Below are 23,519 nucleotides of genomic sequence, written 5' to 3'. Positions count from 1 at the left end.
CTCATGGTTTGTGTACGACTTGATCCTTGTGGGAGCTGGCTTGCCAGCGATGAGGCCCTCCCTCACACCGGTGATTTCACGACCGAAGGCTGCGCCCGCATCACGCACAACCCGTAATAAATCACCCCGCCCAGCGCCGAGCCGGTAAACCAGCCATAGCTGTAAAACCAGCTGAACGCATCGCTGCCCAGCGACAGCAAGGTCAGCACCACCGGCACGCCAAACGCGGTAAACCCGGCCCAGTTCCACGCCGGATACACGTCGTCGCGGTACAACCCGGCCAGGTCCAGCTGCTGTTTCTTGATCAGGAAATAGTCCACCACCATGATCCCGGCGATCGGCCCGAGCAGGCTCGAATAGCCCAGCAGCCAGTTGGAATACACGGTTTCCAGGCTGACATCGGAAACGATCAGCCCGAGCTTTTTCAGCAGCTCGTGGGCCATCAGCGCGAGCCCGACGAAACCAGTGAGCAACACCGCTTTGGTGCGGTTGATCACCTTGGGCGCGATGTTCTGGAAGTCGTTGGTCGGCGAGACAATATTCGCTGCGGTGTTGGTCGACAGCGTGGCAATGATGATCAGCGCCATGGCCACCGCCACCCACAGCGGGCTCTGGATATGGCCGATCAGACTGACCGGATCCGACACGGTGACACCGACCAGTTTCACCGACGCGGCAGTCATCACCACACCCAGCGAAGCGAACAGGAACATGGTCAGCGGCAGACCGAAAATCTGCCCGAGGATCTGGTCCTTCTGGCTCTTGGCGTAACGGCTGAAGTCAGGAATGTTCAGCGACAGCGTGGCCCAGAAGCCGACCATCGCCGTCAGCCCGGCGGCGAAGTAACTGACCACACTGGCGCCCTCAGGACGCTTGGGTGGAATCGCCAGCAGCTCGGTCATTGACACATTGGGCATCGCCCACATCAGCAGGCCGATGCCGACCGCCACCAGCAACGGCGCGGACAGGGTTTCCAGCCACTTGATCGACTCGGCGCCGCGGATCACCACCCACAGATTCAGCGACCAGAAGATCATGAAGCCGATCACCTCGCCGGTTCCGCCGAGGGATTTCCAGCCGTCGAAGATCGAGCCGAGAAACAGGTGAATCGCCAGCCCGCCGAACATGGTCTGAATGCCGAACCAGCCACACGCCACCAGTGCACGAATCAGGCACGGCACGTTGGAACCGAGCACGCCGAACGACGAGCGCAGCAGCACCGGGAATGGAATGCCGTACTTGGTGCCGGGGAAAGCATTGAGGGTCAACGGGATCAGCACGATGACGTTGGCCAGCAGAATCGCCATCAGCGCTTCGCCGACGGTCAGGCCGAAATACGCGGTGAGCACGCCGCCGAGGGTGTAGGTCGGCACGCACACTGACATGCCGACCCACAGCGCGGTGATGTGCCATTTGTTCCAGGTTCGTTCGCGCACCTTGGTCGGTGCCATGTCGTGGTTGTAACGGGGACTGTCGAGGACGTCACTGCCGGCTTCGAGTTCGAACAAGCCGTCGCGCTCGGTCACTTGCGATCTGTTCTGTTGCATGGCCGCTCCACTGTTCTTCTGATTATTTTTTTGCTCATCAGGCGGCTGCACACGGGGTGCGAGCCGGACGATGGCCGGAGGAACTGACAACTTTCGTGTACCGGCCATGGTGTCAGCGGCGGCATCAATAAACGTGCCGGGTGCCCCGCTTAACGGTAGGGCCGTGGTTCAAACACATTGCAACTTTCTGATATTGCTCGGTTTTAATTATTCAACGAAAGAGTCCGCGAAAACTTGTCTGCACGCTCAGGCCAAACGTTTGCCAAGTTGTTCGAACTGTCAGGACTCAATCTGGTGCACTGCACTTTTTTTCATCACGGGCGCTCAACCGCAGCTCAACTTCAAGCGGCTGATTTCACATAGGAAATCTTGCTCATATTTCCATCCTGTCAAGTGCGTCAAAATGGTGAACAGCCTCACCATTTTGGTGATTTATGTTTTTTATCGTTATTTTTCATACACTTAAAACAGTCATAAGCTTATAAAAAATAATCTTGATCAATTGCAAAACTGCGACTAGCTTCTATTCCTGACAGCGCTGACAGGAATACGCCGATCAGCGTTGTACATCAATAAAACATTTAGAACCGGCACAAGTCGGTCATGCCTGCGAGGAACTCGGAATGTCTCTGTTGATCCGTGGCGCCACCGTTGTTACCCATGATGAAAGTTATCGCGCCGACGTCTATTGCGCCGACGGCGTGATCAAAGCCATTGGTCAGAACCTGGATGTTCCCGCCGGCGCCGAAGTGCTCGACGGCAGCGGCCAATACCTGATGCCCGGCGGCATCGACCCACACACTCACATGCAACTGCCTTTCATGGGCACCGTGGCCAGTGAAGACTTTTACAGCGGCACCGCTGCAGGTCTGGCCGGCGGCACCACGTCGATCATCGACTTCGTGATTCCCAATCCGCAGCAGTCGTTGATGGAAGCGTTTCATCAGTGGCGCGGCTGGGCCGAGAAGTCGGCATCGGACTACGGCTTCCACGTCGCGATCACCTGGTGGAGCGAGCAAGTGCGTGAGGAAATGGCCGAGTTGGTCAGCCATCACGGGATCAACAGCTTCAAGCATTTCATGGCCTACAAGAACGCGATCATGGCCGCCGACGACACGCTGGTGGCGAGTTTCGAACGTTGCCTGGAACTCGGCGCGGTGCCGACCGTGCACGCGGAAAACGGCGAGCTGGTCTATCACCTGCAACGCAAGTTGATGGCCCAGGGCATCACCGGACCGGAAGCGCATCCACTGTCGCGGCCATCGCAGGTGGAAGGCGAAGCGGCGAGCCGGGCGATCCGTATTGCCGAGACCATCGGCACGCCGTTGTATCTGGTGCACGTTTCCACCAAGGAAGCGCTGGACGAAATCACCTACGCCCGCAGCAAGGGTCAACCGGTGTACGGCGAGGTGCTGGCCGGGCATCTGCTGCTCGACGACAGCGTCTACCAGCACCCGGACTGGCAGACCGCCGCCGGTTACGTGATGAGCCCGCCGTTCCGCCCGCGCGGCCATCAGGAAGCGCTGTGGCACGGTCTGCAAAGCGGCAATCTGCACACCACCGCCACTGACCACTGCTGCTTCTGCGCGGAGCAGAAAGCCGCCGGGCGCGACGACTTCAGCAAGATCCCCAACGGCACCGCCGGCATTGAAGACCGCATGGCGGTGCTGTGGGATGAAGGGGTCAACAGCGGACGTTTGTCGATGCAGGACTTCGTCGCCCTCACCTCCACCAACACCGCGAAAATCTTCAACCTCTACCCGCGCAAAGGCGCGATCCGCGTCGGCGCCGATGCCGACCTGGTGCTGTGGGACCCGCAAGGCACCCGCACCATCTCCGCCAAGACCCACCATCAGCAGGTGGACTTCAACATCTTCGAAGGCAAGACCGTGCGCGGCGTGCCGAGCCATACCGTCAGCCAGGGCAAAGTGGTCTGGGCCGACGGCGACCTGCGCGCCGAGCGCGGGGCCGGGCGGTATATCGAACGGCCGGCGTATCCGGCGGTGTTTGATTTGCTGAGCAAGCGGGCTGAGAGGCACAAGCCGACGGCTGTGAAACGCTGAAATCCAGGCCTTCGGCCTTCGCGAGCAGGCTCGCTCCCACATTTGAAATGCATTCCCCTGTGGGAGCGAGCCTGCTCGCGAAGAGGCCCTCCCAAACGACACAAAAACCACTGCCCATCAGAGGCAGAGAACCTCAATAACCGTGAGGCAAAAAACCGTGATCGAGACCCTGAACCATCTCCCGCATCCGCACGAAAGCGCGGCCGCCCTCGCCGGTCATTTCACCGATCTGGCGCCACCGCTCAACGCCCGGCAGGCACATCTGGAAGCCTCGCGCTGCCTGTATTGCTACGACGCGCCATGCGTCAACGCGTGCCCAAGCGAGATCGATATTCCGTCGTTCATCCGCAATATCCATCAGGACAACGTGCCCGGTGCGGCGCAGAAAATTCTTTCGGCGAACATCCTCGGCGGCAGTTGCGCCCGGGTCTGCCCGACGGAAATCCTCTGCCAGCAAGCCTGCGTGCGCAACAACGCCCAGGAATGCGCGCCAGTGCTGATCGGCCTGTTGCAACGCTACGCCGTGGACAATGCGAATTTCACCGAGCACCCGTTCCAGCGCGCCGCCGCCACTGGCAAGCGCATCGCCGTGGTCGGCGCCGGGCCAGCGGGGTTGTCCTGCGCCCACCGCAGCGCGATGCACGGGCATGACGTGGTGATTTTCGAAGCACGGGAGAAGGCTGGTGGCCTCAATGAATACGGGATCGCCAAGTACAAACTGGTCGACGACTACGCGCAGAAGGAGCTGGATTTCCTCCTGCAGATCGGCGGCATCGAAATCCGTCACGGACAGAAACTCGGCGAGAATCTGACCCTCAGCGAGCTGCATCAGCAGTTCGACGCGGTGTTCCTCGGCCTCGGCCTCAACGCCAGCAAACAGCTCGGTCTGGCCCACGAAGACGCGCCCGGCCTGCTCGCCGCCACCGACTACATCCGCGAACTGCGCCAGGCCGATGACCTGACGCAACTGCCACTGGCCGAACGCTGCATCGTCCTCGGCGCCGGCAACACCGCGATCGACATGGCCGTGCAAATGGCCCGCCTCGGAGCGCGTGACGTGAATCTGGTGTATCGCCGGGGTGCGGCGGACATGGGCGCCACCGGCCACGAACAAGACATCGCCAAAGCCAATCAGGTGCGCCTGCTGACTTGGGCGCAACCGGAGGAAGTGCTGCTCGACGCGCAAGGCAAGGTGCGCGGCATGCGTTTCGCCCGCACGCAACTGGTCGACGGTCGCCTGCAAACCACTGGCGAAACTTTCGAGCTGGCCGCCGACGCGATCTTCAAAGCCATCGGCCAGGCCTTCGACAGCAGCGCCCTCGCCGACCCGCTGGCCCGTGAACTCAAGCGTCAGGGCGAACGGATTCAGGTCGATGACAACCTGCGCACGAGCATTCCCGGCGTGTATGCCGGCGGCGACTGCACCAGCCTCGATCAGGACCTCACCGTGCAAGCCGTACAGCACGGCAAACTCGCCGCCGAGGCGATCAACGCGCAACTGATGCTCAACGTGGAGGCTGCGTAAATGGCCGATCTCTCGATAGTCTTCGCCGGTATCAAAGCCCCCAACCCGTTCTGGCTGGCCTCTGCGCCGCCGACCGACAAGGCCTACAACGTCGTGCGCGCCTTCGAGGCCGGTTGGGGTGGCGTGGTCTGGAAAACCCTCGGCGAGGACCCGGCAGCGGTCAACGTCTCGTCGCGCTACTCGGCGCACTACGGCAACAACCGCGAGGTGCTGGGCATCAACAACATCGAACTGATCACCGACCGCTCGCTGGAAATCAACCTGCGCGAGATCACACAGGTCAAGAAGGACTGGCCGGACCGTGCGCTGATCGTCTCGCTGATGGTGCCGTGCGTCGAGGAATCGTGGAAACACATCCTGCCGCTGGTGGAAGCCACCGGTGCCGACGGCATCGAGCTGAATTTCGGTTGCCCGCACGGCATGCCCGAGCGCGGCATGGGCGCGGCGGTCGGTCAGGTGCCGGAGTACGTCGAGCAGGTGACGCGCTGGTGCAAGACCTATTGCTCGCTACCGGTGATCGTCAAACTGACACCGAACATCACCGACATCCGCGTCGCCGCCCGCGCTGCGCATCGCGGGGGCGCCGATGCGGTGTCGCTGATCAACACCATCAACTCGATCACCAGCGTCGACCTGGAACACATGGTCGCCCTGCCCACCGTCGGCAGCAAAAGCACCCACGGCGGTTACTGCGGCTCGGCCGTCAAACCGATCGCGCTGAACATGGTCGCCGAAATCGCCCGTGATCCACAGACCCAGGGCCTGCCGATCTGCGGCATTGGCGGCATCGGCAGTTGGCGTGACGCGGCGGAGTTCATGGCGCTGGGCAGTGGCGCGGTGCAGGTGTGCACGGCGGCGATGCTGCATGGCTTCCGGATTGTCGAGGAGATGAAGGACGGGCTGTCGCGCTGGATGGACAGTCAAGGCTACGCCAACATCGCCGAGTTCTCCGGGCGCGCGGTGGGCAATACCACCGACTGGAAATACCTCGACATCAACTATCAGGTGATCGCCAGGATCGACCAGGACGCGTGCATCGGTTGCGGGCGCTGCCACATTGCCTGCGAAGACACTTCACACCAGGCGATCAGCAGCCTGAAACAGGCTGACGGCACGCATAAATATGAAGTGATCGATGATGAGTGTGTCGGCTGCAATCTGTGCCAGATCACCTGCCCGGTGGCGGACTGCATCGCGATGGTGCCGATGGAAACCGGCAAGCCGTTTCTGGACTGGAATCATGATCCGAGGAATCCTTACCACGTTGCCGTCTAGATCGCCGGCTGATCCAACAGCCCCCTCACCCTAACCCTCTCCCAAAGGGAGAGGGGACTGATTGGGGGATATTTCAGAAATCCACCGACTTGAGCGATTTACTTTGAATCCATAATCGATACATGCACAGGCACGGACGGCTTTGAATCCAAAATCGTTGCATGCACATGCTCGGACGGCTTTTTGAGTCCATATTCGACTGGATTTTTCAGGTCGATGTAACTCGCAAGACACCTCGGTCGGCCCCCTCTCCCTCCGGGAGAGGGTTGGGGTGAGGGTCAGCTCTTGCTTCAGGGCTCCAACCCGATCCCGCGCAAAATCACACTGGTCACCGTCTGCACCGCCCGCTCGAACTGCATGTCCGACAGCGGTTGATGCTCGTTGAGAATATTCACCTGATGGTCGAAGTCGGCGTAATGCTGGGTCGAAGCCCAGATCATGTACAGCAGGCTCGACGGCTCCACCGGCAGAATCCGCTTGTCTTCGACCCACTGGCGGATCTTCGCTTCCTTCATTTTCGCCCAGTCGTACAGGCTCAGATCCAGCGCTTCACCCAAGGTCGGGGCGCCGTGGATGATCTCGTTGGCCCAGACTTTCGAGCCGTGCGGCCGGCTGCGCGAATGGTTCATCTTGGCGCGGATGTAGCTGCTGAGCACCACCCGTGGATCATCGAACATCTCGAAGCACAGCGCATCCTGCTTCCACACTTCCAGCAGGTCGAACAGCACCGCGCTGTACAGTTCGCTCTTGGTGGAAAAGTAGTAATGCAGGTTGGAGCGCGGTAATTGCACCTCGGCGGCGATGTCGGCCATGGCGGTGCCGCCGAAACCTTTTTCGGCGAAGACTTTTTCCGCCGCGAGCAGGATTTTCTCGACGTTACTGCGACGGATCTCGATCTTGTGATTGCCCATGAGGGCTCCCTGACAACGACGTTGTTGAAGACTAGCATCCGCTCTGGCCTCGGGGCGACCGCTGCAAACAAAACTTCGTATGAAGGTCGGTGCATGGCTAAACTGGCGCTTCTTTGTCCTGCCTCAGAGGTATCCGCGATGCTGTTCAAGAACGTCCTGACCACCACTGCCCTGCTCGCTTCGCTGTTCGCCGCATCTTCGGTTTTCGCCCACGCCCACCTGAAAAGTGCCACCCCGGCCGCCGACAGCACCGTCGCCACGCCGGCCGATCTGCGCCTGACCTTTTCTGAAGGCGTCGAAGCCAGTTTCACCAAAGTCAGCCTGACCCACGATGGCGCCCCGGTCGCGATCAAACCGCTGACCACCGAAGGCGACAAGAAAACCCTGATCGTCACCCCCGCCGCACCACTCGCCGCCGGTGAATACAAAGTCGAATGGCACGCGGTGTCGGTCGACACACACAAGAGCGAAGGCGCCTACCAGTTCAAGGTTGGCCAGTAATTCATGAGTGAAGCGCTGGTGCTGTGCCGTTTTGTGCATTTCAGCGCGGTGTTGATGTTGTTCGGCGCCTGGTTGTTCCGGCCGTTGCTGCTCAAGGCACCAGTGCCGACATTGGATCGGCATCTGGCGCGACTGGCGCGTTGGCTGACCGCGATTGCCTTGGTCAGCGGCGTGACCTGGGCGCTGTTGATCACCGCGAGCATGGCCGGTTTGGCGGCGGCAGCGTTCGACCCGGACACGATTGGGGTGGTTCTCGGCAACACGTTTTTCGGCCAGGTCTGGCGCTGGCATCTGCTGATCAACGCGCTGTTGCTGGCATTGCTGTTCACGCCGTGGCGTTCGAATGTGCTGCTGCGCCTGGGCTTGAGTGCGCTGCTCTTGGCGACCCTGGCGCCGGTCGGTCACGGCGCGATGCTCGACGGCCTCAGCGGGCAACTGCTGATCCTCAACCAGATCGTTCATCTGACTTGCGTCGCTGCATGGCTGGGCGGCTTGTTGCTGTTGGTGTTGATCCTGCGTCAGCCGAGCACAGCGATGGGGCGGATCCTGCAACGCTTCAGCGGTGTCGGTTATACGATCGTTGGCGGCCTTCTGATCACCGGGTTGATCAACGTGCGCGTGCTGACCGGGCAATGGTGGCCGACGCCGCTGTTTGCAGGGTTTGCCTTGATTCTGCTGATTAAGGCCTTGCTGGTGCTGGGCATGCTTGCACTGGCGCTGTTCAACCGCTTGCGGATTGATGATTGCGAACAGCGGATGGGCGCGCTCAAGCGCAGTGTGGTGCTGGAGTGGTTGTTGGGGATGGGTGCGGTGGCGGCCGTCTCCCTGCTCGGCACCCTGCCGCCGATGATTGCTGCCTGAAGCCTCCCTGTGGGAGCTGGCTTGCCAGCGATGGCGGTGCGTCAGGAACAGATATTTCGGATGTACCGACGTCATCGCTGGCAAGCCAGCTCCCACAAGGTTTTGTGTAGATCAATGCGGTTGTGTGTCGCCCGCTGCGGTGTCGATGCTGACCACCACCGACATCCCCGGACGCAAGCGTTCCGCTTCCTGCTGCCCCTCATCAATGGTGATCCGCACCGGCACGCGCTGGGCGATTTTCACAAAGTTGCCGGTGGCGTTGTCGGCCTGCAACAGGGCGAATTCCGAGCCGGTACCGGGTGAAATGTGCTGCACATGGCCGGTGAACTTGCGGTGGTTCAGCGCATCGACGGTGAAGCGCACCGGCTGCCCGACGCGCACATTGTTCATCTGGGTTTCCTTCATGTTGGCGATCACCCATTTCTGGTTCGGCACCAACGCCATCAACTGCGCCCCGGAGTTGACGTAAGCGCCGAGGCGCACGCCGATCTGCCCGAGTTGGCCGTCACGCGGGGCGACGATGCGCGTGTTCGACAAGTCGATCCGCGCCAGTTGCACCGCTGCTTCAGCGCTGGCCACCGAGGCTTCCAGCGAACCGCGATTGACGATTACCGTCTGCAGATCCTGCCGGGCGATTTCCAGATTGGCCTTGGCCTGCGCCACCGCCGCAATGCTCTGCGCATTGGCCGCGAGCGTCACGTCCATCTCGCGTTTCGACACCGAGCCGTCACCCACCAGCTCCTTGTTACGGCGCAGATCCGCCTCGCTTTTACGCAACTGCGCCTCGCTGTCGGCCACCACGGCCTGCCGCAGCTTGATCGTCGCTTCGGCGCTGTTGCGTTGCTGCACCACGTTGGCCAGCGCGGCTTTCTGCACCGCTAGTTGCGCCAGCGACTGGTCGAGGCGCTGCTGATAAATCCGGTCGTCCAGGCGCACCAGCAGGTCGCCGGCCTTCACGTACTGGAAATCCTGCACCGGCACCTCGAACACGTAACCGCTGAGCTGCGGGCCGATGATCGTCACCTGGCCACGCACCAGGGCGTTTTCAGTGGTTTCGACCGCACTGCTGAACGGCGGCAACTGCCAGGCGTAGAGCACGATCAGCACACCGACGATGGCAATCGCGGCAAAGCCCAGTGACGAGATGATCCGCACCCGCAACGAGCGCGGCTCGGTGTTCGGTGATGACGGCGGTGCCACGCCTTCCGGGGTGGCGGCGATGGCATTGGTGGTTGTGGTGGTCGGTTCGGTCATGAATTGGAAGCACCGTCAGGAGGTACGGAAGGCGCGGGGTCGACGGCTTTGGTGGTGCTCATCAGCCACAGCGCACGAATGGACAGCCAGATCATGGTCAGCACCGCAATCACGGCGATCAGCATGAATACATCGTTATAGGCCAGCACGTTGGCTTCGCGAGTGGCCGCGTTGGACAGGCTGCGAATCCCGGCCAGATTGCGCAGGCTCGGGTCGGCCAGCAACGAGCCATAGGCCGACCCGCCGCTCTGTACGCGGGCGGCCACCAGCGGATCGGACAGCGTCAGGTGCTCGACCAGGTGACTGGAATGGAATTTCTCGCGCACGATCTGGAACGTGCCCAACAACGCCGCGCCGAGCAGGCCGCCAAGGTTGTTGCAGATCCCGAACAACACCGAAAAACTCACCAGATTGCGCGGATTGGTCAGCACGTTGCGGGTGCCGAAAACCATGGTCGGTCCCAGAAAAAACGTGCTGCCGAAGGCCAGCAGAAACTGGCTGAAATACAGGTTTTGCGGGCGGGTCAGGTTATTGGAAAAACTGTCCATCACCGAACCGGTCGCCATCAGCGCCAGCGAGATGATCAGCGGCATCAGCAGGTGCTTGGGGTCGATGGTCAGTGCGCTGGTCGCCAGCCCGGCGACGCTGCCGATCAGCATCACCACATACAGGCTGTGCAACTGCTCATAACCCATGTTGAGGTTCTGCATGAAACCGACGGCGCCGGTGGACTGTTCCGAGGTGACCATGCGGATCAGGGTCACCGCCAGCGCCAGGCGGATCATCGTGCCGCTGCCGAGCCAGCGGGTCATCAGCATCGGGTTGCTGCGATTGTGTTCAATCGCCAGGCCGGCGAGGATCAGGGCAATCGAGGCCGCCAGCGCATAGCCGATCCAGTTGGCCTCCAGCCACCAGTCGATCCGCCCCAGCGACAGCACCGCGCAAAGCAGCGCCACGCCGCTGGCGAGAATGGCGAAGGTCAGAAAGTCCAGCGGCTCGAAGGTTTTGAAGCGATCACCGGGCGGCAACTTGAGCAGCAGCACGCAGCCCAGCGACAGCAAGGCCATGCCCAATTCGAACAGGTACAAGCCGCGCCATTCGGCAATCTGCAGCAAGTCTTCGGAGAACAGGCGCGCCAGCGGCAGCGCCAGTTGCGAGGCACCGAGACCCAGCACCAGCGCCTTCAACCGCCATTTGGCCGGAAACGCCTGAACCATGTAATACAGACCCAGCGAACTCAGCGCCGCACCGACCATGCCGTGCGCCGCCCGCACCGCGATGGCCGAGCTCAAGTCGTTGACGAACAGATGACCGAACGTCACCAGCGCATACAGCACCAGAAACACTTCGGTGAACGCGCGCAGGCCAAACTGCTGGCGAAACTTCACCAACAGCAGGTTCATCGACACGTTGGTCATCACGTACGCAGCTGGCAGCCAGGCCATCTCCGCCGTGGTCGCGCCCAGCGCGCCTTGCAGGTAAGGCAGGTTGGCGACCACCAGCGAGTTACCCAAACCACCGGTCACTGCCACCAGCAGCCCGACCAGCGCATAGGCCAGGCGCTTGGGGTTGGAGTGCAGCGGCGTCGAGGGGGAACCGGGCAGACTGGGCTTCTCGTGAGGCTGCCAGTCGCGCGGGGCGTATCGATCCATTGAAAGGCCTTGTGCTTGTGTTGCCGGGAGTTTGCCGCAAATCCTGCGGCAAACCCACAATCCTGTGGGAGCTGGCTTGCCGGCGATGACGGCAGTCGGCTCGGCAACAGGCTGACTGGCAGACCGTTATCGCGGGCACGCCCGCCCCCACAGGGTTCGTGGTGGATTCGTAAATTCTGTTTAAAGGTCCTCTCGCCCGCAACGGATTTTTCCCGCGCCGGGCAACTGCCACCCTTGCAGCCCTTCTCAACCTGCAAGGTGCCCGTTATGACCACGCCCCACTGGCAACGCTCCCCACGCCTGCTGAAAAACCTTTTGGCCGCCGCCCTGTTGCTGCCCGCCCTCGCCTTCGCCCAGGAACGCCCGTGGCCGGACGGTTCGCAACTGGTGATTTCAGTGTCGATGCAGTTCGAAACCGGCGGCCAGCCCGAGGGTGCGGAAAGTCCGTTCTCCGGCAGTCCATTGCCCAAGGGTTACCCTGATCTGCCGGCGCAGACCTGGTTTGATTATGGCTACAAGGAAGGCTTGTGGCGGATGCTCGACCTGTGGGATCGCACCGGGATCAAGGTCACCTCGCATGTGGTCGGCGAAGCGGCGCTCAAGCACCCGGAACTGGCGAAAGCGATTGCCGAGCGCGGCCACGAACTGGCAGCCCACGGCATGCGCTGGGCCGATTCCTACAACATGAGTTACGACCAGGAAAAACAGTTCATCGGCGACGGTGTCAACGCGGTCGAGAGACTTACCGGCCAGCGCTCGCTGGGCTACAACGCCAACTGGCTGCGGCGCAGCCCCAACACGCTGAAGGTCCTGCAAGACCTGAACTTCACCTACCACATCGATGATGTCAGCCGCGACGAACCGTTCGTGACCATGGTCCGTGGGCGCAAATTCGCCGTGGTGCCGTATACCTTGCGCAACAACGACATCGTGTTGATCGAGGGTCGGCATTTCTCCGCCGAGCAGTTCTATCAGCAATTGGTGCTGGAATTTGATCGCCTGTACGCCGAAGGCGCGAGCAAGCGGCGGATGATGTCAGTGAGTCTGCACGATCGCATCGGCGGCACCCCGGCGATGGTCGAGGCGATGGAACGTTTTATCCGCTATGCGCAGTCCCATCCGAAAGTGACATTCATGCGCAAGGACCAGATCGCCCGGATCGTCCTGACCGAGAAAAACCCGCTGATCGACAACACAGAGGCGCTCTATAACCGGTAAACCCGCCGGAAACAGCCCTCTTCGCAGCATTTGGAGGGCTGCCAAATCGCGCAAAATAATCGTAACAAGCCCTGTTGACTTTTGCGGAAAACCTCGCAACTATCCGCAACCATGTTGTACGACGACGTATGACAAATAATAAAAACAACAACAGGGAGCGTCACAGTGAGCACACTCGTCTGCAATTCCGTTCGCACGTCCCGTATTTCCTTCCCCCGCCCGTGTTCCACCCTGAGTTTGATCGGCTGCAGCAGCCTCGCCCTGGTTTTGCCGATGAGCGCCGACGCCGAAGGCTTCCTCGAAGACAGCAAAGCCACGCTGAACCTGCGCAACGCCTACTTCAATCGCAACTTCGTCAACCCGAACTACCCGCAGGGCAAGGCTGAAGAGTGGACGCAAAACTTCATCCTTGATGCCAAATCCGGCTTCACCCAAGGCACCGTCGGCTTCGGTCTCGATGTGCTGGGGATGTATTCGCAAAAACTCGATGGTGGCAAGGGCACCGGCGGTACGCAACTGTTGCCGATTCACGATGACGGGCGCCCGGCGGACAACTTCGGTCGCCTCGGCGTGGCGTTGAAGGCCAAGGTGTCGAAGACCGAATTGAAGGTTGGCGAATGGATGCCGGTGCTGCCGATCCTGCGCTCGGACGATGGCCGCTCGTTGCCGCAGACCTTTCGCGGTGGCCAGATCACCTCCACCGAAATCAACGGCCTGACCCTCTTCGGTGGGCAGTTCCGTGGCAACAGCCCGCGCAACGATGCCAGCATGGAAGACATGTCGATGAACGGCCGCGGCGCCTTCACCTCCGACCGTTTCAACTTCGGCGGCGGCGAGTACACCTTCAACGACAAGCGCACTCTGGTCGGCGTGTGGTACGCCGAACTCAGCGACATCTACCAGCAGCAGTATTTCAACCTCAGCCACAGCCAACCGCTGGGCGACTGGACGCTGGGCGCCAACCTCGGGTTCTTCACTGGCAAGGAAGACGGCAGCGCCCAGGCCGGCGACCTCGATAACAAGACTGCATTTGCCATGCTGTCGGCCCGCTATGGCGGTAACACCTTCTATGTCGGCCTGCAAAAACTCAGCGGCGATGACGCGTGGATGCGGGTCAACGGCACCAGCGGCGGCACCCTGGCCAACGACAGCTACAACGCCAGTTATGACAACGCCAAAGAGCGCTCCTGGCAGTTGCGGCATGACTACAACTTCGTCGCCCTCGGCATTCCCGGCCTGACCCTGATGAACCGTTACATCAGCGGCGACAACGTGCACACCGGGACGATTACCGACGGCAAGGAATGGGGCCGCGAGTCGGAACTGGGATACACCGTGCAGAGCGGGCCGCTGAAAAACCTCAACGTGAGATGGCGCAACGCGACGATCCGCCGGGACTTCAGCACCAATGAGTTCGACGAGAACCGGGTCTTTATCAGCTATCCGATTTCGTTGTTGTAAAGCCAGTACTCACACCGGGTTTCCCTGTGGGAGCGGGCTTGCTCACGAAGGCGTCGGGTCAGTCAATTCATCTTTCAATGACACACCGCTTTCGCGAGCAAGCCCGCTTCCACAAGGGGATTGCATTGCAACGAAGGCGTCGCGGTGATTGAAAAGTGAATGAGCCCCTTCCGTCATTTACCCCAAAAGTCGCGTTGACAAGTTCCGGAAAGCCTACCGATACTTCAGTGCAGTCATACGACAACCTACAACAAACCTAATAACAACGTGTAAGGGATTGCCATGACGTCTACCTCTACTCCCCGCGCCCCGTTCAACCGTCTGCTGCTGACCGGCGCTGCCGGTGGCCTGGGCAAAGTCCTGCGCGAACGTATGCGCCCTTATGCCCATGTCCTGCGCCTGTCGGACATCGCCGCCCTCGCCCCGGCCGTTGATGATCGCGAAGAAATCGTCCCCTGCGATCTGGCTGATAAACACGCAGTGCACCAACTGGTCGAAGGCGTCGATGCGATCCTGCATTTCGGCGGTGTCTCCGTCGAGCGGCCCTTTGAAGAAATCCTCGGCGCCAACATCTGCGGCGTGTTTCACATCTACGAAGCTGCACGCCGCCATGGTGTGAAGCGAGTGATCTTCGCCAGTTCCAACCACGTCATCGGCTTCTACAAACAAGACGAGCCGCTCGACGCCAGTTGCGCCCGCCGCCCCGATGGCTACTACGGATTGTCCAAGTCCTACGGCGAAGACATGGCCAGTTTCTACTTCGATCGCTACGGCATCGAGACGGTCAGCATCCGCATCGGCTCCTCATTTCCCGAGCCGCAGAACCGCCGAATGATGCACACCTGGCTGAGTTTCGACGACCTCACGCAATTGCTCGAACGCGCGCTGTACACGCCAAACGTGGGCCATACCGTGGTCTATGGAATGTCCGCCAACAAGGACGTCTGGTGGGACAACCGCTTCGCCAGCCACCTCGGTTTTGAAGCCAAGGACAACTCCGAAGTGTTCCGCGAAAAAGTCGAAGCGCAGCCAATGCCCGCCGCCGATGACCCGGCGCGGGTCTATCAGGGCGGCGCGTTCGTCGCGGCCGGCCCCTTCGGCGACTGAACACTCTGCCAACGACGCAAAGGAATGAGTATGCAAGCCGAATTGATCGTCGATGCTCGCAACGCCGTGGGCGAAAGCCCGGTCTGGGTGCCGCAGGAAAACGCGCTGTATTGGGTCGATATTGCCAACGGCGGGCTGCAACGCTGGAGCGCTGACACCGGCCATGTGCATGCCTGGAAAACCCCGCAGATGCTCGCCTGCATCGCCCGTCACAGCGGTGGCGGCTGGGTTGCCGGCATGGAGAGCGGCTTTTTTCATCTGCACCCGCACAGCGATGGCAGCCTCGACAGCGAATGGCTCGCCACCGTCGAGCACAGCCGAGCAGACATGCGCCTCAACGATGGTCGCTGCGACCGCCAGGGCCGTTTCTGGGCTGGCAGCATGGTGCTGAACATGGGCCTGAGTGCGCCTGAAGGCCGGCTCTACCGCTACGGCGCCGGGCAGTCTGGTGTGATCGAAGCGCGACTCGACGGCTTCATCGTGCCCAACGGCCTCGGCTTCAGCCCTGACGGCAAGACGATGTACCTGTCCGATTCACATCCAGACGTGCAATTGATCTGGGCCTTCGATTACGACACCGAGACCGGCACACCATCGAATCGGCGGATCTTCGTTGACATGAACCACTTCCCCGGCCGGCCGGATGGCGCTGCCGTGGATGCCGAAGGCTGCTACTGGATCTGCGCCAACGACGCCGGACTGATTCACCGTTTTGCCCCGGACGGCCGCCTCGATTTCTCGCTGGAAGTGCCGGTGAAGAAACCGACGATGTGTGCCTTCGGCGGCAGCCGCCTAGACACCCTCTTCGTGACCTCGATTCGCCCCGGCGACGACCGCGATCCGCAATCTCTGGCCGGCGGCGTGTTCGCCCTCAACCCCGGGGTCAAAGGCCTGGAAGAACCGCTGTTCGACGATTCCCTGTAACACCCTCCTCTGCTGCACCGCTGCGCCTTGAACACAACAATAACAAGACTGGAGACTCACCCCCATGAACTTCAAACGCACCTTGCTGGCCGCTGCACTCCCGCTGATGTTCACCTTCACTGGCGCCGCCCAGGCCCTGCAACTCAAATTCGCTGACATCCATCCCGCCGGTTATCCCACCGTGGTGGCCGAAGAAAACATGGGCAAGACCCTGACCAAGGAGACCAACGGCGAGCTGACCTTCCAATACTTTCCCGGCGGCGTGCTGGGCTCAGAAAAGGAAGTCATCGAGCAGATGCAAGTCGGCGCGGTACAGCTGTCTCGCGTCAGCCTGGGTATCGTCGGCCCGGTAGTGCCGGACGTGAACGTGTTCAACATGCCGTTCATCTTCCGCGACCATCAACACATGCGTAACGTCATCGACGGCGCAGTGGGCGACGAGATCCTCGACAAAATCACCAACTCCGAATTCGGCCTCGTGGCCCTGGCCTGGATGGACGGAGGCACACGCAACGTCTACACCAAGAAACCGGTACGCAAGCTCGAAGACCTCAAAGGCATGAAGATTCGTGTCCAGGGCAACCCGATGTTCATCGACATGATGAACGCCATGGGCGGAAACGGTATCGCCATGGACACCGGGGAGATCTTCAGCGCCTTGCAGACCGGCGTGATCGACGGCGCGGAAAACAACCCGCCGACCCTGCTCGAACACAACCACTTCCAGAACGCCAAGTTCTACAGCCTGACCGGTCACCTGATCCTGCCAGAGCCGATTGTGATGTCGAAAATCACCTGGGAAAAACTCACCCCGGATCAACAGGCGCTGGTCAAGACCGCCGCCAAGGCTGCCCAGGCTGAAGAGCGCGTGCTATGGGACAAGAAGTCCGCTGCCAGCGAAGAAAAACTCAAGGCCGCTGGGGTCGAGTTCATCGAGGTCGACAAGAAACCCTTCTACGACGCCACCGCACCGGTGCGGGAAAAGTACGGTGCGAAGTACGCCGACCTGATCAAGAAAATCGAAGCCGTGCAGTAACGCCTCCCGCTCCGTCCTCATTAACCAGGCCCGGCGCACCTGATGACACAGGCGCGCCCGGTTACGGTGGAACCCGATGAAGAATCTACTGCTGCGTATCAACGACAAGATCTACATGACGTGCATTTGGGTCGCCGGCCTTTCCGTCCTGGCGATTTCCCTGATGATTCCCTGGGGCGTGTTCGCCCGCTACGTGCTGGGCACCGGTTCGAGCTGGCCCGAGCCCACGGCGATCCTGCTGATGATGGTGTTCACCTTCATCGGTGCCGCCGCCAGTTACCGCGCCGGTGCGCACATGGCCGTGGCCATGCTCACCGACCGTATGCCACCCCGGCTGAGATCTGCGGCGGCGATATTCTCGCAACTGCTCATGGCGGCGATCTGCATTTTCATGACGATCTGGGGCGCCAAGTTGTGCATGTCCACCTGGAACCAGTTCATGGCGGCCCTGCCCGATCTGCGGGTTGGCGTGACCTATCTGCCGATTCCCGTGGGCGGCTTGCTGACGCTGGTTTTCGTCCTGGAAAAACTCTTGCTCGGTGACCAGAGCAAACGGCGGGTCGTGCAGTTCGATCTGGTTGAAGAAAGTGAAGGTGGCGCTTAATGGACGCTCTGATTCTGCTAGGCAGTTTTATCCTGTTGATCCTGATCGGCATGCCAGTAGCCTATGCGCTGGGCGCCGCCGCGCTGATCGGGGCATGGTGGATCGACATCCCGTTCCAGGCGGTGATGATTCAGGTCGCGTCGGGGGTGAACAAGTTCTCGCTGCTGGCCATTCCGTTCTTCGTCCTGGCCGGTGCGATCATGGCCGAGGGCGGCATGTCCCGGCGTTTGGTGGCGTGTGCCGGGGTGCTGGTGGGTTTCGTGCGCGGTGGCCTGTCGCTGGTCAACATTGTTGCTTCGACCTTCTTCGGCGCGATCTCCGGTTCCTCGGTGGCCGACACCGCGTCGGTGGGTTCGGTGCTGATTCCGGAAATGGAACGCAAGGGCTATCCACGGGATTTCTCCACCGCGGTGACCGTCAGCGGCTCGGTGCAAGCCCTGCTCACGCCGCCAAGCCATAACTCGGTGCTCTACTCCCTGGCCGCCGGTGGTACGGTTTCGATTGCCTCGCTGTTCATGGCGGGCATCGTGCCGGGGTTGCTGATGAGCGCCTGCCTGATGGTGCTGTGCCTGATCTTCGCGAAAAAACGCGACTACCCCAAGGGTGAAATCATCCCGATGCGCCAGGCGTTGAAAATCGTCGGCGAAGCCCTCTGGGGCCTGATGGCGATGGTGATCATCCTCGGCGGTATCCTCTCGGGGATCTTCACCGCCACGGAATCGGCGGCCATCGCCGTGTTGTGGTCGTTCTTCGTGACCATGTTCATCTACCGCGACTACAAGTGGCGTGAACTGCCGAAGCTGATGCACCGCACGGTACGCACGATTTCCATCGTGATGATCCTGATCGGCTTCGCCGCGAGCTTCGGCTACATCATGACCCTGATGCAGATTCCGGCGAAAATCACCACGCTGTTCCTGACCCTGTCGGACAACCGCTACGTGATCCTGATGTGCATCAACGTCATGCTGCTATTGCTCGGCACGGTGATGGACATGGCGCCGCTGATCCTGATCCTGACGCCGATCCTGATGCCGGTAATTCTCGGCATCGGTGTCGATCCAGTGCAGTTCGGCATGATCATGCTGGTCAACCTCGGGATCGGGCTGATAACACCGCCGGTGGGTGCGGTGCTGTTTGTCGGTTCGGCGGTGGGCAAGGTCAGTATCGAGAGCACCGTGAAGGCGCTACTACCGTTTTATGCGGTGCTGTTTCTGGTGTTGATGCTGGTCACTTACATCCCCGCCATTTCCCTGTGGCTACCGCATCTGGTGTTGTAACAGCCTGAAAGATCGCAGCCTCGTTTCACTCAACAGCTCCTACATGGGAATGCGATTCCTGTAGGAGCTGCCGAAGGCTGCGATCTTTTGATCTGCCAACATTCAGGCACGCAACAACATATACCCCGCCACCAGCAGACACACGCTGGCAAACCCCACCTGCAACGTCCGCGCTGGCAGCCGCGCGCACAGTTTGCGGCCGATGATCATGCCGACGATGCTGGCCACGATAAACGCCGCACCTTGAGCGTCGATGCGCACTCCGGCATGGAAGGAACCGATCACGCCAATCGCCGAAATCAGGCTGATCACCATCAGCGACGTCGCGACAATCCCGCGCATTTGCACATCGGTCAGTTGCTTGAACGCCGGCACGATCAGGAAGCCACCGCCAACGCCGAGCAAGCCCGAAACCACACCGGTCACCGCACCCAGCGCCGCGAGGGTCGCGGTGCATTTGGCGGTCCAGTCGAAACGCCCGGTCTGCTCATTGAGCATGCAGTTTTTCTGCCCCCAGCTCGCGTGGCCGTGGTCGCTCGGCCCCGTTTGCGCACGCTCACGGCGCAGCATGCGCCAGGCCACCATGACCATCAGCAGGCTGAAGAGGATCATCAGGATCTTCTCCGGCAACTGGTGCGCAAAATAGATGCCCAGCGGCGAAAACACCGCGCCAAGCGCGGCGATCAGCAGCGCCGCGCGGTAGCGCACCAGACCATGGCGCAAACCGTCGATCGCCCCGACTGCCGCCGCACTACCGACGGCGAACAACGCCACGGGCGCGGCCTGGGTCATGCTCCAGCCGAGGCCAAGCACCAGCGCCGGCACCGCGAGAATTCCGCCACCCGCCCCGGTCAGCCCGAGAATCAGCCCCATCAACACGCCAAACAGACTTGCCAGCAACATAGGGAGTTCTCAGTCGACTTTGGACAAAACGGTCAGCCACTCGCGGCCCTTGAGCATGCCGTTCCAGTAGAACCACGGCAGTAGCGTCGCCTTGAGGAACCACGCCGAGCGGCGCGGCACGGTCGCATCGAGGGCGAAAGTCGGCAGCAACTTCCCGCCGTAACCAAACTCGGCGAGGATCACCTTGCCCTTCTCCACCGTGAGCGGGCACGAACCGTAGCCGTCGTACTTCAGTGGCAGCGGTTGTCGCTTGCGCAGGGCCAGCAGGTTTTCCGCGACCACCACGACCTGCTTGCGCACCGCCGCAGCGGTTTTCGCATTGCTGGTGCCGCAGATATCACCGAGGCCGAACACCTCGGGGTAACGCGGATGTTGCAGGCTATGCGGATTGACTTCGCACCAGCCGGCAGCGTCGGCCAGCGCACTTTGCGCAATGAAATCCGGCGAGACTTGCGGCGGGACTACGTGCAGCAGATCGAAGGTTTTCGCCTGTGTGGTGAGGTTGCCGTCGGCGTCCTTGATCTCGAACCACGCGGTTTTCGCCGGGCCGTCGACCTTGACCAGGTTGGAGTTGAAGGCCAGTTGCGCGTTGTACTTTTCGATGTACTTCATCAGTGGCGGGACGAAGGTCGCGACACCGAACAACGCGGCGCCGGCCAGGTTGAATTCGACATTGATGTTGTTCAGCACAGCGGTTTTGCGCCAGTGATCGCACGACAGGTACAACGCCTTCTGCGGCGCGCCGGCGCATTTGATCGGCATCGCCGGCTGGGTGAACAACGCCTTGCCGCCGCGCAGTTTCTGCACCTGATCCCAGGTGTACTGCGAGTGCTGATAGCTGTAGTTGGACGTTACGCCGTGCTGACCGAGGCTTTCCTGCAGGCCTTCGATCTTCTCCCAGGCCAGCCGCAGGCCGGGGCAGACGATCAGGTTCTGGTAAGTGACGCGGCGTTGATCGTTGAGCGTGAGCTGACGTGCGTCGGGATCAACCGCAGTCACCGCCGCCTGAATCCAGGTGGCCTGACGCGGCATCACCTTGCTCATCGGCCGCACGGTGTCCTTGACGTCATAGGCGCCACCGCCGACCAGCGTCCACGCTGGCTGGTAGTAGTGCTGGGCGCTTGGCTCGATCACAGTGACTTTAAGAGTGGGATCACGCTTGAGCAGACTGGCGACGAAGCCGATGCCGGCGGTGCCGCCGCCGATGACCACGATATCGGCACTGATGGATGGGCCCCAGTGTTGATCGTTCATTGCTTGTTCCTTATTGCTGCATGCAAGGATTTCTTTGAATCAAACCACTAAACCTGTGGGAGCTGGCTTGCCAGCGATAGGGACTTGTCAGCCGCGGTTGATGGCGACTGACACTCCGCCATCGCTGGCAAGCCAGCTCCCACAGGTTTTGAATGTGTTGGCTGGCATTCAGGGGTGACCCCAGCTCTTGAGCACCGCTCCGCAATACAACCCGGACAGGGTCTTCATCACCTGAATCACTTCAGGACTGGCCAGACCGTAAAAGATGTATTTGCCTTCACGACGAGTCGCCACCAGCCCTTCATCGCGCAGGATGCCCAGCTGCTGGGACAGGGTCGGCTGGCGCACGCCGGTCATTTTTTCCAGTTCGCCGACATTGCGCTCGCCCTGGGTCAGCTGGCACAGGATCAACAGGCGATCCTCATTGGCCAGCGCCTTGAGCAGCGCGCAGGCCTTGGAGGCGGACGCCCGCAACTGGGCGACTTCACATTCGGTCAGACTGGATTGCATTTGCACGATGCCTTCAACGTCACTTAAGCTGCGAACATTATGTTTTTAGATAAAGTGTTGCAACCCATTTCCCTGGTTCAGGTTGGTGACCATGCCCGCGCAGATTGAAGCTTTCCTCGACCCCGCCTCCTCGACCTACAGCTACGTGGTCTATGAAGCCGATGGCGGGCAGTGTGCAATCGTCGATCCGGTACTCGATTACGACGGCGCCGCCGGACGCACCTGCACCACGCAGGCCGACAAAATCATCACCTTCGTCCGAGAACACCACTTGCAGGTGCAATGGCTGCTGGAAACCCACGCCCACGCCGACCACCTGTCCGCCGCGCCGTACCTGCGCCGCGAGCTGGGCGGCAAAATTGCGATCGGCCAGTCCATCAGCAAGGTGCAGAACGTATTCAAGGCGCTATTCAATCTGGAACCGGAATTCTGCGTCGACGGCTCGCAGTTCGATCACCTGTTCGCGCCGAACGAGTCGTTCATGATCGGTAACCTCAAGGCCACCGCCCTGCACGTCCCCGGCCACACTCCGGCAGACATGGCCTACCTGATCGACGGCGAACAGATTCTGGTCGGCGACACGCTGTTCATGCCCGATGTCGGCACCGCCCGCTGCGACTTCCCCGGCGGCAACGCGCACCAACTGTTCAACTCGATTCACAAACTGCTGGCCTTCCCCGCCAGTGTCAAACTCTACGTCTGCCACGATTACCCGCCCGAAGGCCGCGCCGCGCAGTGCCAGACCACCGTTGGCGAACAGCGCAAGAGCAATATTCATGTGCATGACGGGATTGATGAAGCGGCGTTTGTCGAAATGCGCACAAAGCGTGACGCCGGGTTGGGCATGCCAACGCTGCTGTTGCCGGCGATTCAGGTGAATGTGCGGGCGGGGAACATGCCGCCGGCCGAGGACAATGGTGTGGTTTATTTGAAAGTGCCGATCAACAAGCTCTAGAAGCAAAAGATCGCAGCCTTCGGCAGCTCCTACAGGAACACGGTTTATGCGTGCTCTGCGTAGGAGCTGCCGAAGGCTGCGATCTTTTGATCTTCAAGTCCCGAGGGTCAAACCATTCGCCGGCAACGGCAACGCCGTCTTATACCGCACCTGCTTCAAGGCAAAACTCGAGCGGATATTCGCCACCCCCGGCACCTTGGTCAGAAAGTCCATCATGAACCGCTCCAGCGCCTGAATCGTCGGCACCAGCACCCGGATCAGATAGTCCGGGTCGCCGGCCATCAGGTAGCACTCCATCACTTCGGGGCGATCGGAAATCGCCTCTTCGAAATGCTGCAACGCCTCCTCGACCTGTTTCTCCAGGCTGACGTGAATGAACACGTTCACATGCAGGCCCAGCAGATCGGCATCGAGCAGCGTCACTTGCTCGCGAATCAGGCCTAATTCTTCCATGGCCTTGACCCGGTTGAAACACGGCGTCGGCGACAGATTCACCGAGCGCGCGAGGTCGGCGTTGGTGATGCGCGCATTCTCCTGAAGGCTGTTGAGAATGCCAATGTCGGTACGGTCCAGTTTGCGCATGAGACAAAACCACCTGTTTTTTATGTTTATGCAGAATTTCTATCTGCAAATCGTCTCCAGCGCAACGAAACAGAGAGAAATATTCTTCTGGCCCGG

General features: G+C 60.8%; 21 protein-coding genes. 13 read left to right on the top strand and 8 right to left on the bottom strand.

Translation table 11 applies throughout. From position 1 onward, the window contains the following. Positions 1-62: 62 nt before the first annotated feature. On the bottom strand, positions 63-1,547 hold the full coding sequence (locus QRN61_RS20205; RefSeq protein ID WP_027613197.1) for an NCS1 family nucleobase:cation symporter-1: 1,485 nt from the start codon (positions 1,545-1,547) through the stop codon (positions 63-65). Positions 1,548-2,170: 623 nt separating this feature from the next. Here QRN61_RS20205 and hydA point away from each other — a divergent pair. From hydA to preA, 3 genes are all read left to right on the top strand, one after another. After that, complete coding sequence (gene hydA, locus QRN61_RS20200) at positions 2,171-3,610, top strand: dihydropyrimidinase (protein WP_285374987.1); 1,440 nt, start codon at positions 2,171-2,173, stop codon at positions 3,608-3,610. A 157-nt stretch (positions 3,611-3,767) separates the two neighbouring features. Beyond that, positions 3,768-5,135, top strand: coding sequence for an NAD(P)-dependent oxidoreductase (locus QRN61_RS20195; RefSeq protein WP_285374985.1), 1,368 nt, complete (start codon positions 3,768-3,770; stop codon positions 5,133-5,135). Further along, positions 5,136-6,410 carry an NAD-dependent dihydropyrimidine dehydrogenase subunit PreA gene (gene preA / locus QRN61_RS20190; RefSeq protein WP_285374982.1) on the top strand — a complete coding sequence of 425 codons (1,275 nt, stop codon included), beginning with the start codon at positions 5,136-5,138 and terminating at the stop codon, positions 6,408-6,410. Positions 6,411-6,700: 290 nt separating this feature from the next. On the opposite strand, the gene QRN61_RS20185 is transcribed toward preA, so the two are convergent. Next, the gene (locus QRN61_RS20185) at positions 6,701-7,321 is read right to left on the bottom strand and encodes a TetR/AcrR family transcriptional regulator (protein ID WP_096795914.1); all 621 of its coding nucleotides are present in this window, start codon (positions 7,319-7,321) and stop codon (positions 6,701-6,703) included. 138 nt (positions 7,322-7,459) lie between these two features. Between QRN61_RS20185 and copC the strand changes: the two genes are divergently transcribed. Together copC and copD are read left to right on the top strand one after the other, a co-directional pair. Then, the gene (gene copC / locus QRN61_RS20180; RefSeq protein WP_097087997.1) at positions 7,460-7,822 is read left to right on the top strand and encodes a copper homeostasis periplasmic binding protein CopC; all 363 of its coding nucleotides are present in this window, start codon (positions 7,460-7,462) and stop codon (positions 7,820-7,822) included. Between the two features lie 3 nt (positions 7,823-7,825). Next, positions 7,826-8,683 carry a copper homeostasis membrane protein CopD gene (gene copD, locus QRN61_RS20175; RefSeq protein ID WP_285374978.1) on the top strand — a complete coding sequence of 286 codons (858 nt, stop codon included), beginning with the start codon at positions 7,826-7,828 and terminating at the stop codon, positions 8,681-8,683. Between the two features lie 111 nt (positions 8,684-8,794). Here the strand turns inward: copD and QRN61_RS20170 are convergent, their stop codons facing one another. Both QRN61_RS20170 and QRN61_RS20165 read right to left on the bottom strand, forming a co-directional pair. Beyond that, on the bottom strand, positions 8,795-9,937 hold the full coding sequence (locus tag QRN61_RS20170) for an HlyD family secretion protein (protein ID WP_285374976.1): 1,143 nt from the start codon (positions 9,935-9,937) through the stop codon (positions 8,795-8,797). Beyond that, positions 9,934-11,589 (bottom strand): MFS transporter, encoded by a 1,656-nt coding sequence (locus QRN61_RS20165; protein ID WP_027613205.1) that lies wholly within the window; start codon positions 11,587-11,589, stop codon positions 9,934-9,936. Before QRN61_RS20165 ends, QRN61_RS20170 begins: the two co-directional genes overlap by 4 nt. 267 nt (positions 11,590-11,856) lie before the next feature. On the opposite strand from QRN61_RS20165, the gene QRN61_RS20160 reads away from it, so the two are divergent. The 7 genes from QRN61_RS20160 (at position 11,857) to QRN61_RS20130 (ending at position 19,219) form a co-directional block, all read left to right on the top strand. Next, positions 11,857-12,807, top strand: coding sequence for a polysaccharide deacetylase family protein (locus QRN61_RS20160; RefSeq protein WP_285374972.1), 951 nt, complete (start codon positions 11,857-11,859; stop codon positions 12,805-12,807). Positions 12,808-12,972: 165 nt separating this feature from the next. Further along, positions 12,973-14,268 carry an OprD family porin gene (locus tag QRN61_RS20155; protein WP_285374970.1) on the top strand — a complete coding sequence of 432 codons (1,296 nt, stop codon included), beginning with the start codon at positions 12,973-12,975 and terminating at the stop codon, positions 14,266-14,268. Between the two features lie 282 nt (positions 14,269-14,550). Beyond that, positions 14,551-15,375, top strand: a complete 825-nt coding sequence (locus QRN61_RS20150) for an NAD-dependent epimerase/dehydratase family protein (RefSeq protein WP_285374967.1) — start codon at positions 14,551-14,553, stop codon at positions 15,373-15,375. Between the two features lie 30 nt (positions 15,376-15,405). Further along, positions 15,406-16,299: an SMP-30/gluconolactonase/LRE family protein gene (locus QRN61_RS20145; RefSeq protein WP_285374964.1), complete on the top strand. Its 894-nt coding sequence runs from the start codon at positions 15,406-15,408 to the stop codon at positions 16,297-16,299. A gap of 64 nt (positions 16,300-16,363) precedes the next feature. Further along, positions 16,364-17,335: a TRAP transporter substrate-binding protein gene (locus QRN61_RS20140; RefSeq protein ID WP_223027700.1), complete on the top strand. Its 972-nt coding sequence runs from the start codon at positions 16,364-16,366 to the stop codon at positions 17,333-17,335. A gap of 76 nt (positions 17,336-17,411) precedes the next feature. Beyond that, entirely contained in the window at positions 17,412-17,939 is a 528-nt protein-coding gene (locus tag QRN61_RS20135) for a TRAP transporter small permease (RefSeq protein WP_285374960.1), read from the top strand. Beyond that, positions 17,939-19,219: a TRAP transporter large permease gene (locus QRN61_RS20130; RefSeq protein WP_285374957.1), complete on the top strand. Its 1,281-nt coding sequence runs from the start codon at positions 17,939-17,941 to the stop codon at positions 19,217-19,219. The genes QRN61_RS20135 and QRN61_RS20130 overlap by 1 nt, the downstream gene beginning before the upstream one ends. 102 nt (positions 19,220-19,321) lie before the next feature. Here the strand turns inward: QRN61_RS20130 and QRN61_RS20125 are convergent, their stop codons facing one another. From QRN61_RS20125 to QRN61_RS20115, 3 genes are all read right to left on the bottom strand, one after another. After that, positions 19,322-20,122, bottom strand: coding sequence for a sulfite exporter TauE/SafE family protein (locus QRN61_RS20125; protein ID WP_115990128.1), 801 nt, complete (start codon positions 20,120-20,122; stop codon positions 19,322-19,324). 9 nt (positions 20,123-20,131) lie between these two features. Then, complete coding sequence (locus QRN61_RS20120; protein ID WP_285374953.1) at positions 20,132-21,376, bottom strand: NAD(P)/FAD-dependent oxidoreductase; 1,245 nt, start codon at positions 21,374-21,376, stop codon at positions 20,132-20,134. Between the two features lie 168 nt (positions 21,377-21,544). Continuing rightward, positions 21,545-21,886: an ArsR/SmtB family transcription factor gene (locus QRN61_RS20115; RefSeq protein ID WP_003224002.1), complete on the bottom strand. Its 342-nt coding sequence runs from the start codon at positions 21,884-21,886 to the stop codon at positions 21,545-21,547. A 91-nt stretch (positions 21,887-21,977) separates the two neighbouring features. On the opposite strand from QRN61_RS20115, the gene QRN61_RS20110 reads away from it, so the two are divergent. Further along, positions 21,978-22,841, top strand: coding sequence for an MBL fold metallo-hydrolase (locus QRN61_RS20110; RefSeq protein WP_210557751.1), 864 nt, complete (start codon positions 21,978-21,980; stop codon positions 22,839-22,841). A gap of 93 nt (positions 22,842-22,934) precedes the next feature. Here the strand turns inward: QRN61_RS20110 and bkdR are convergent, their stop codons facing one another. Continuing rightward, positions 22,935-23,423, bottom strand: coding sequence for a Bkd operon transcriptional regulator BkdR (gene bkdR, locus QRN61_RS20105; protein ID WP_007965286.1), 489 nt, complete (start codon positions 23,421-23,423; stop codon positions 22,935-22,937). Positions 23,424-23,519: the final 96 nt, after the last annotated feature.

It is taken from the genome of Pseudomonas sp. lyk4-TYG-107 (genome assembly GCF_030209055.1).
Lineage (GTDB): Bacteria > Pseudomonadota > Gammaproteobacteria > Pseudomonadales > Pseudomonadaceae > Aquipseudomonas > Aquipseudomonas putida_A.
Note: the sequence above shows the minus strand (reverse complement) of the source record. Positions and strands in the feature narration are given on the sequence as shown.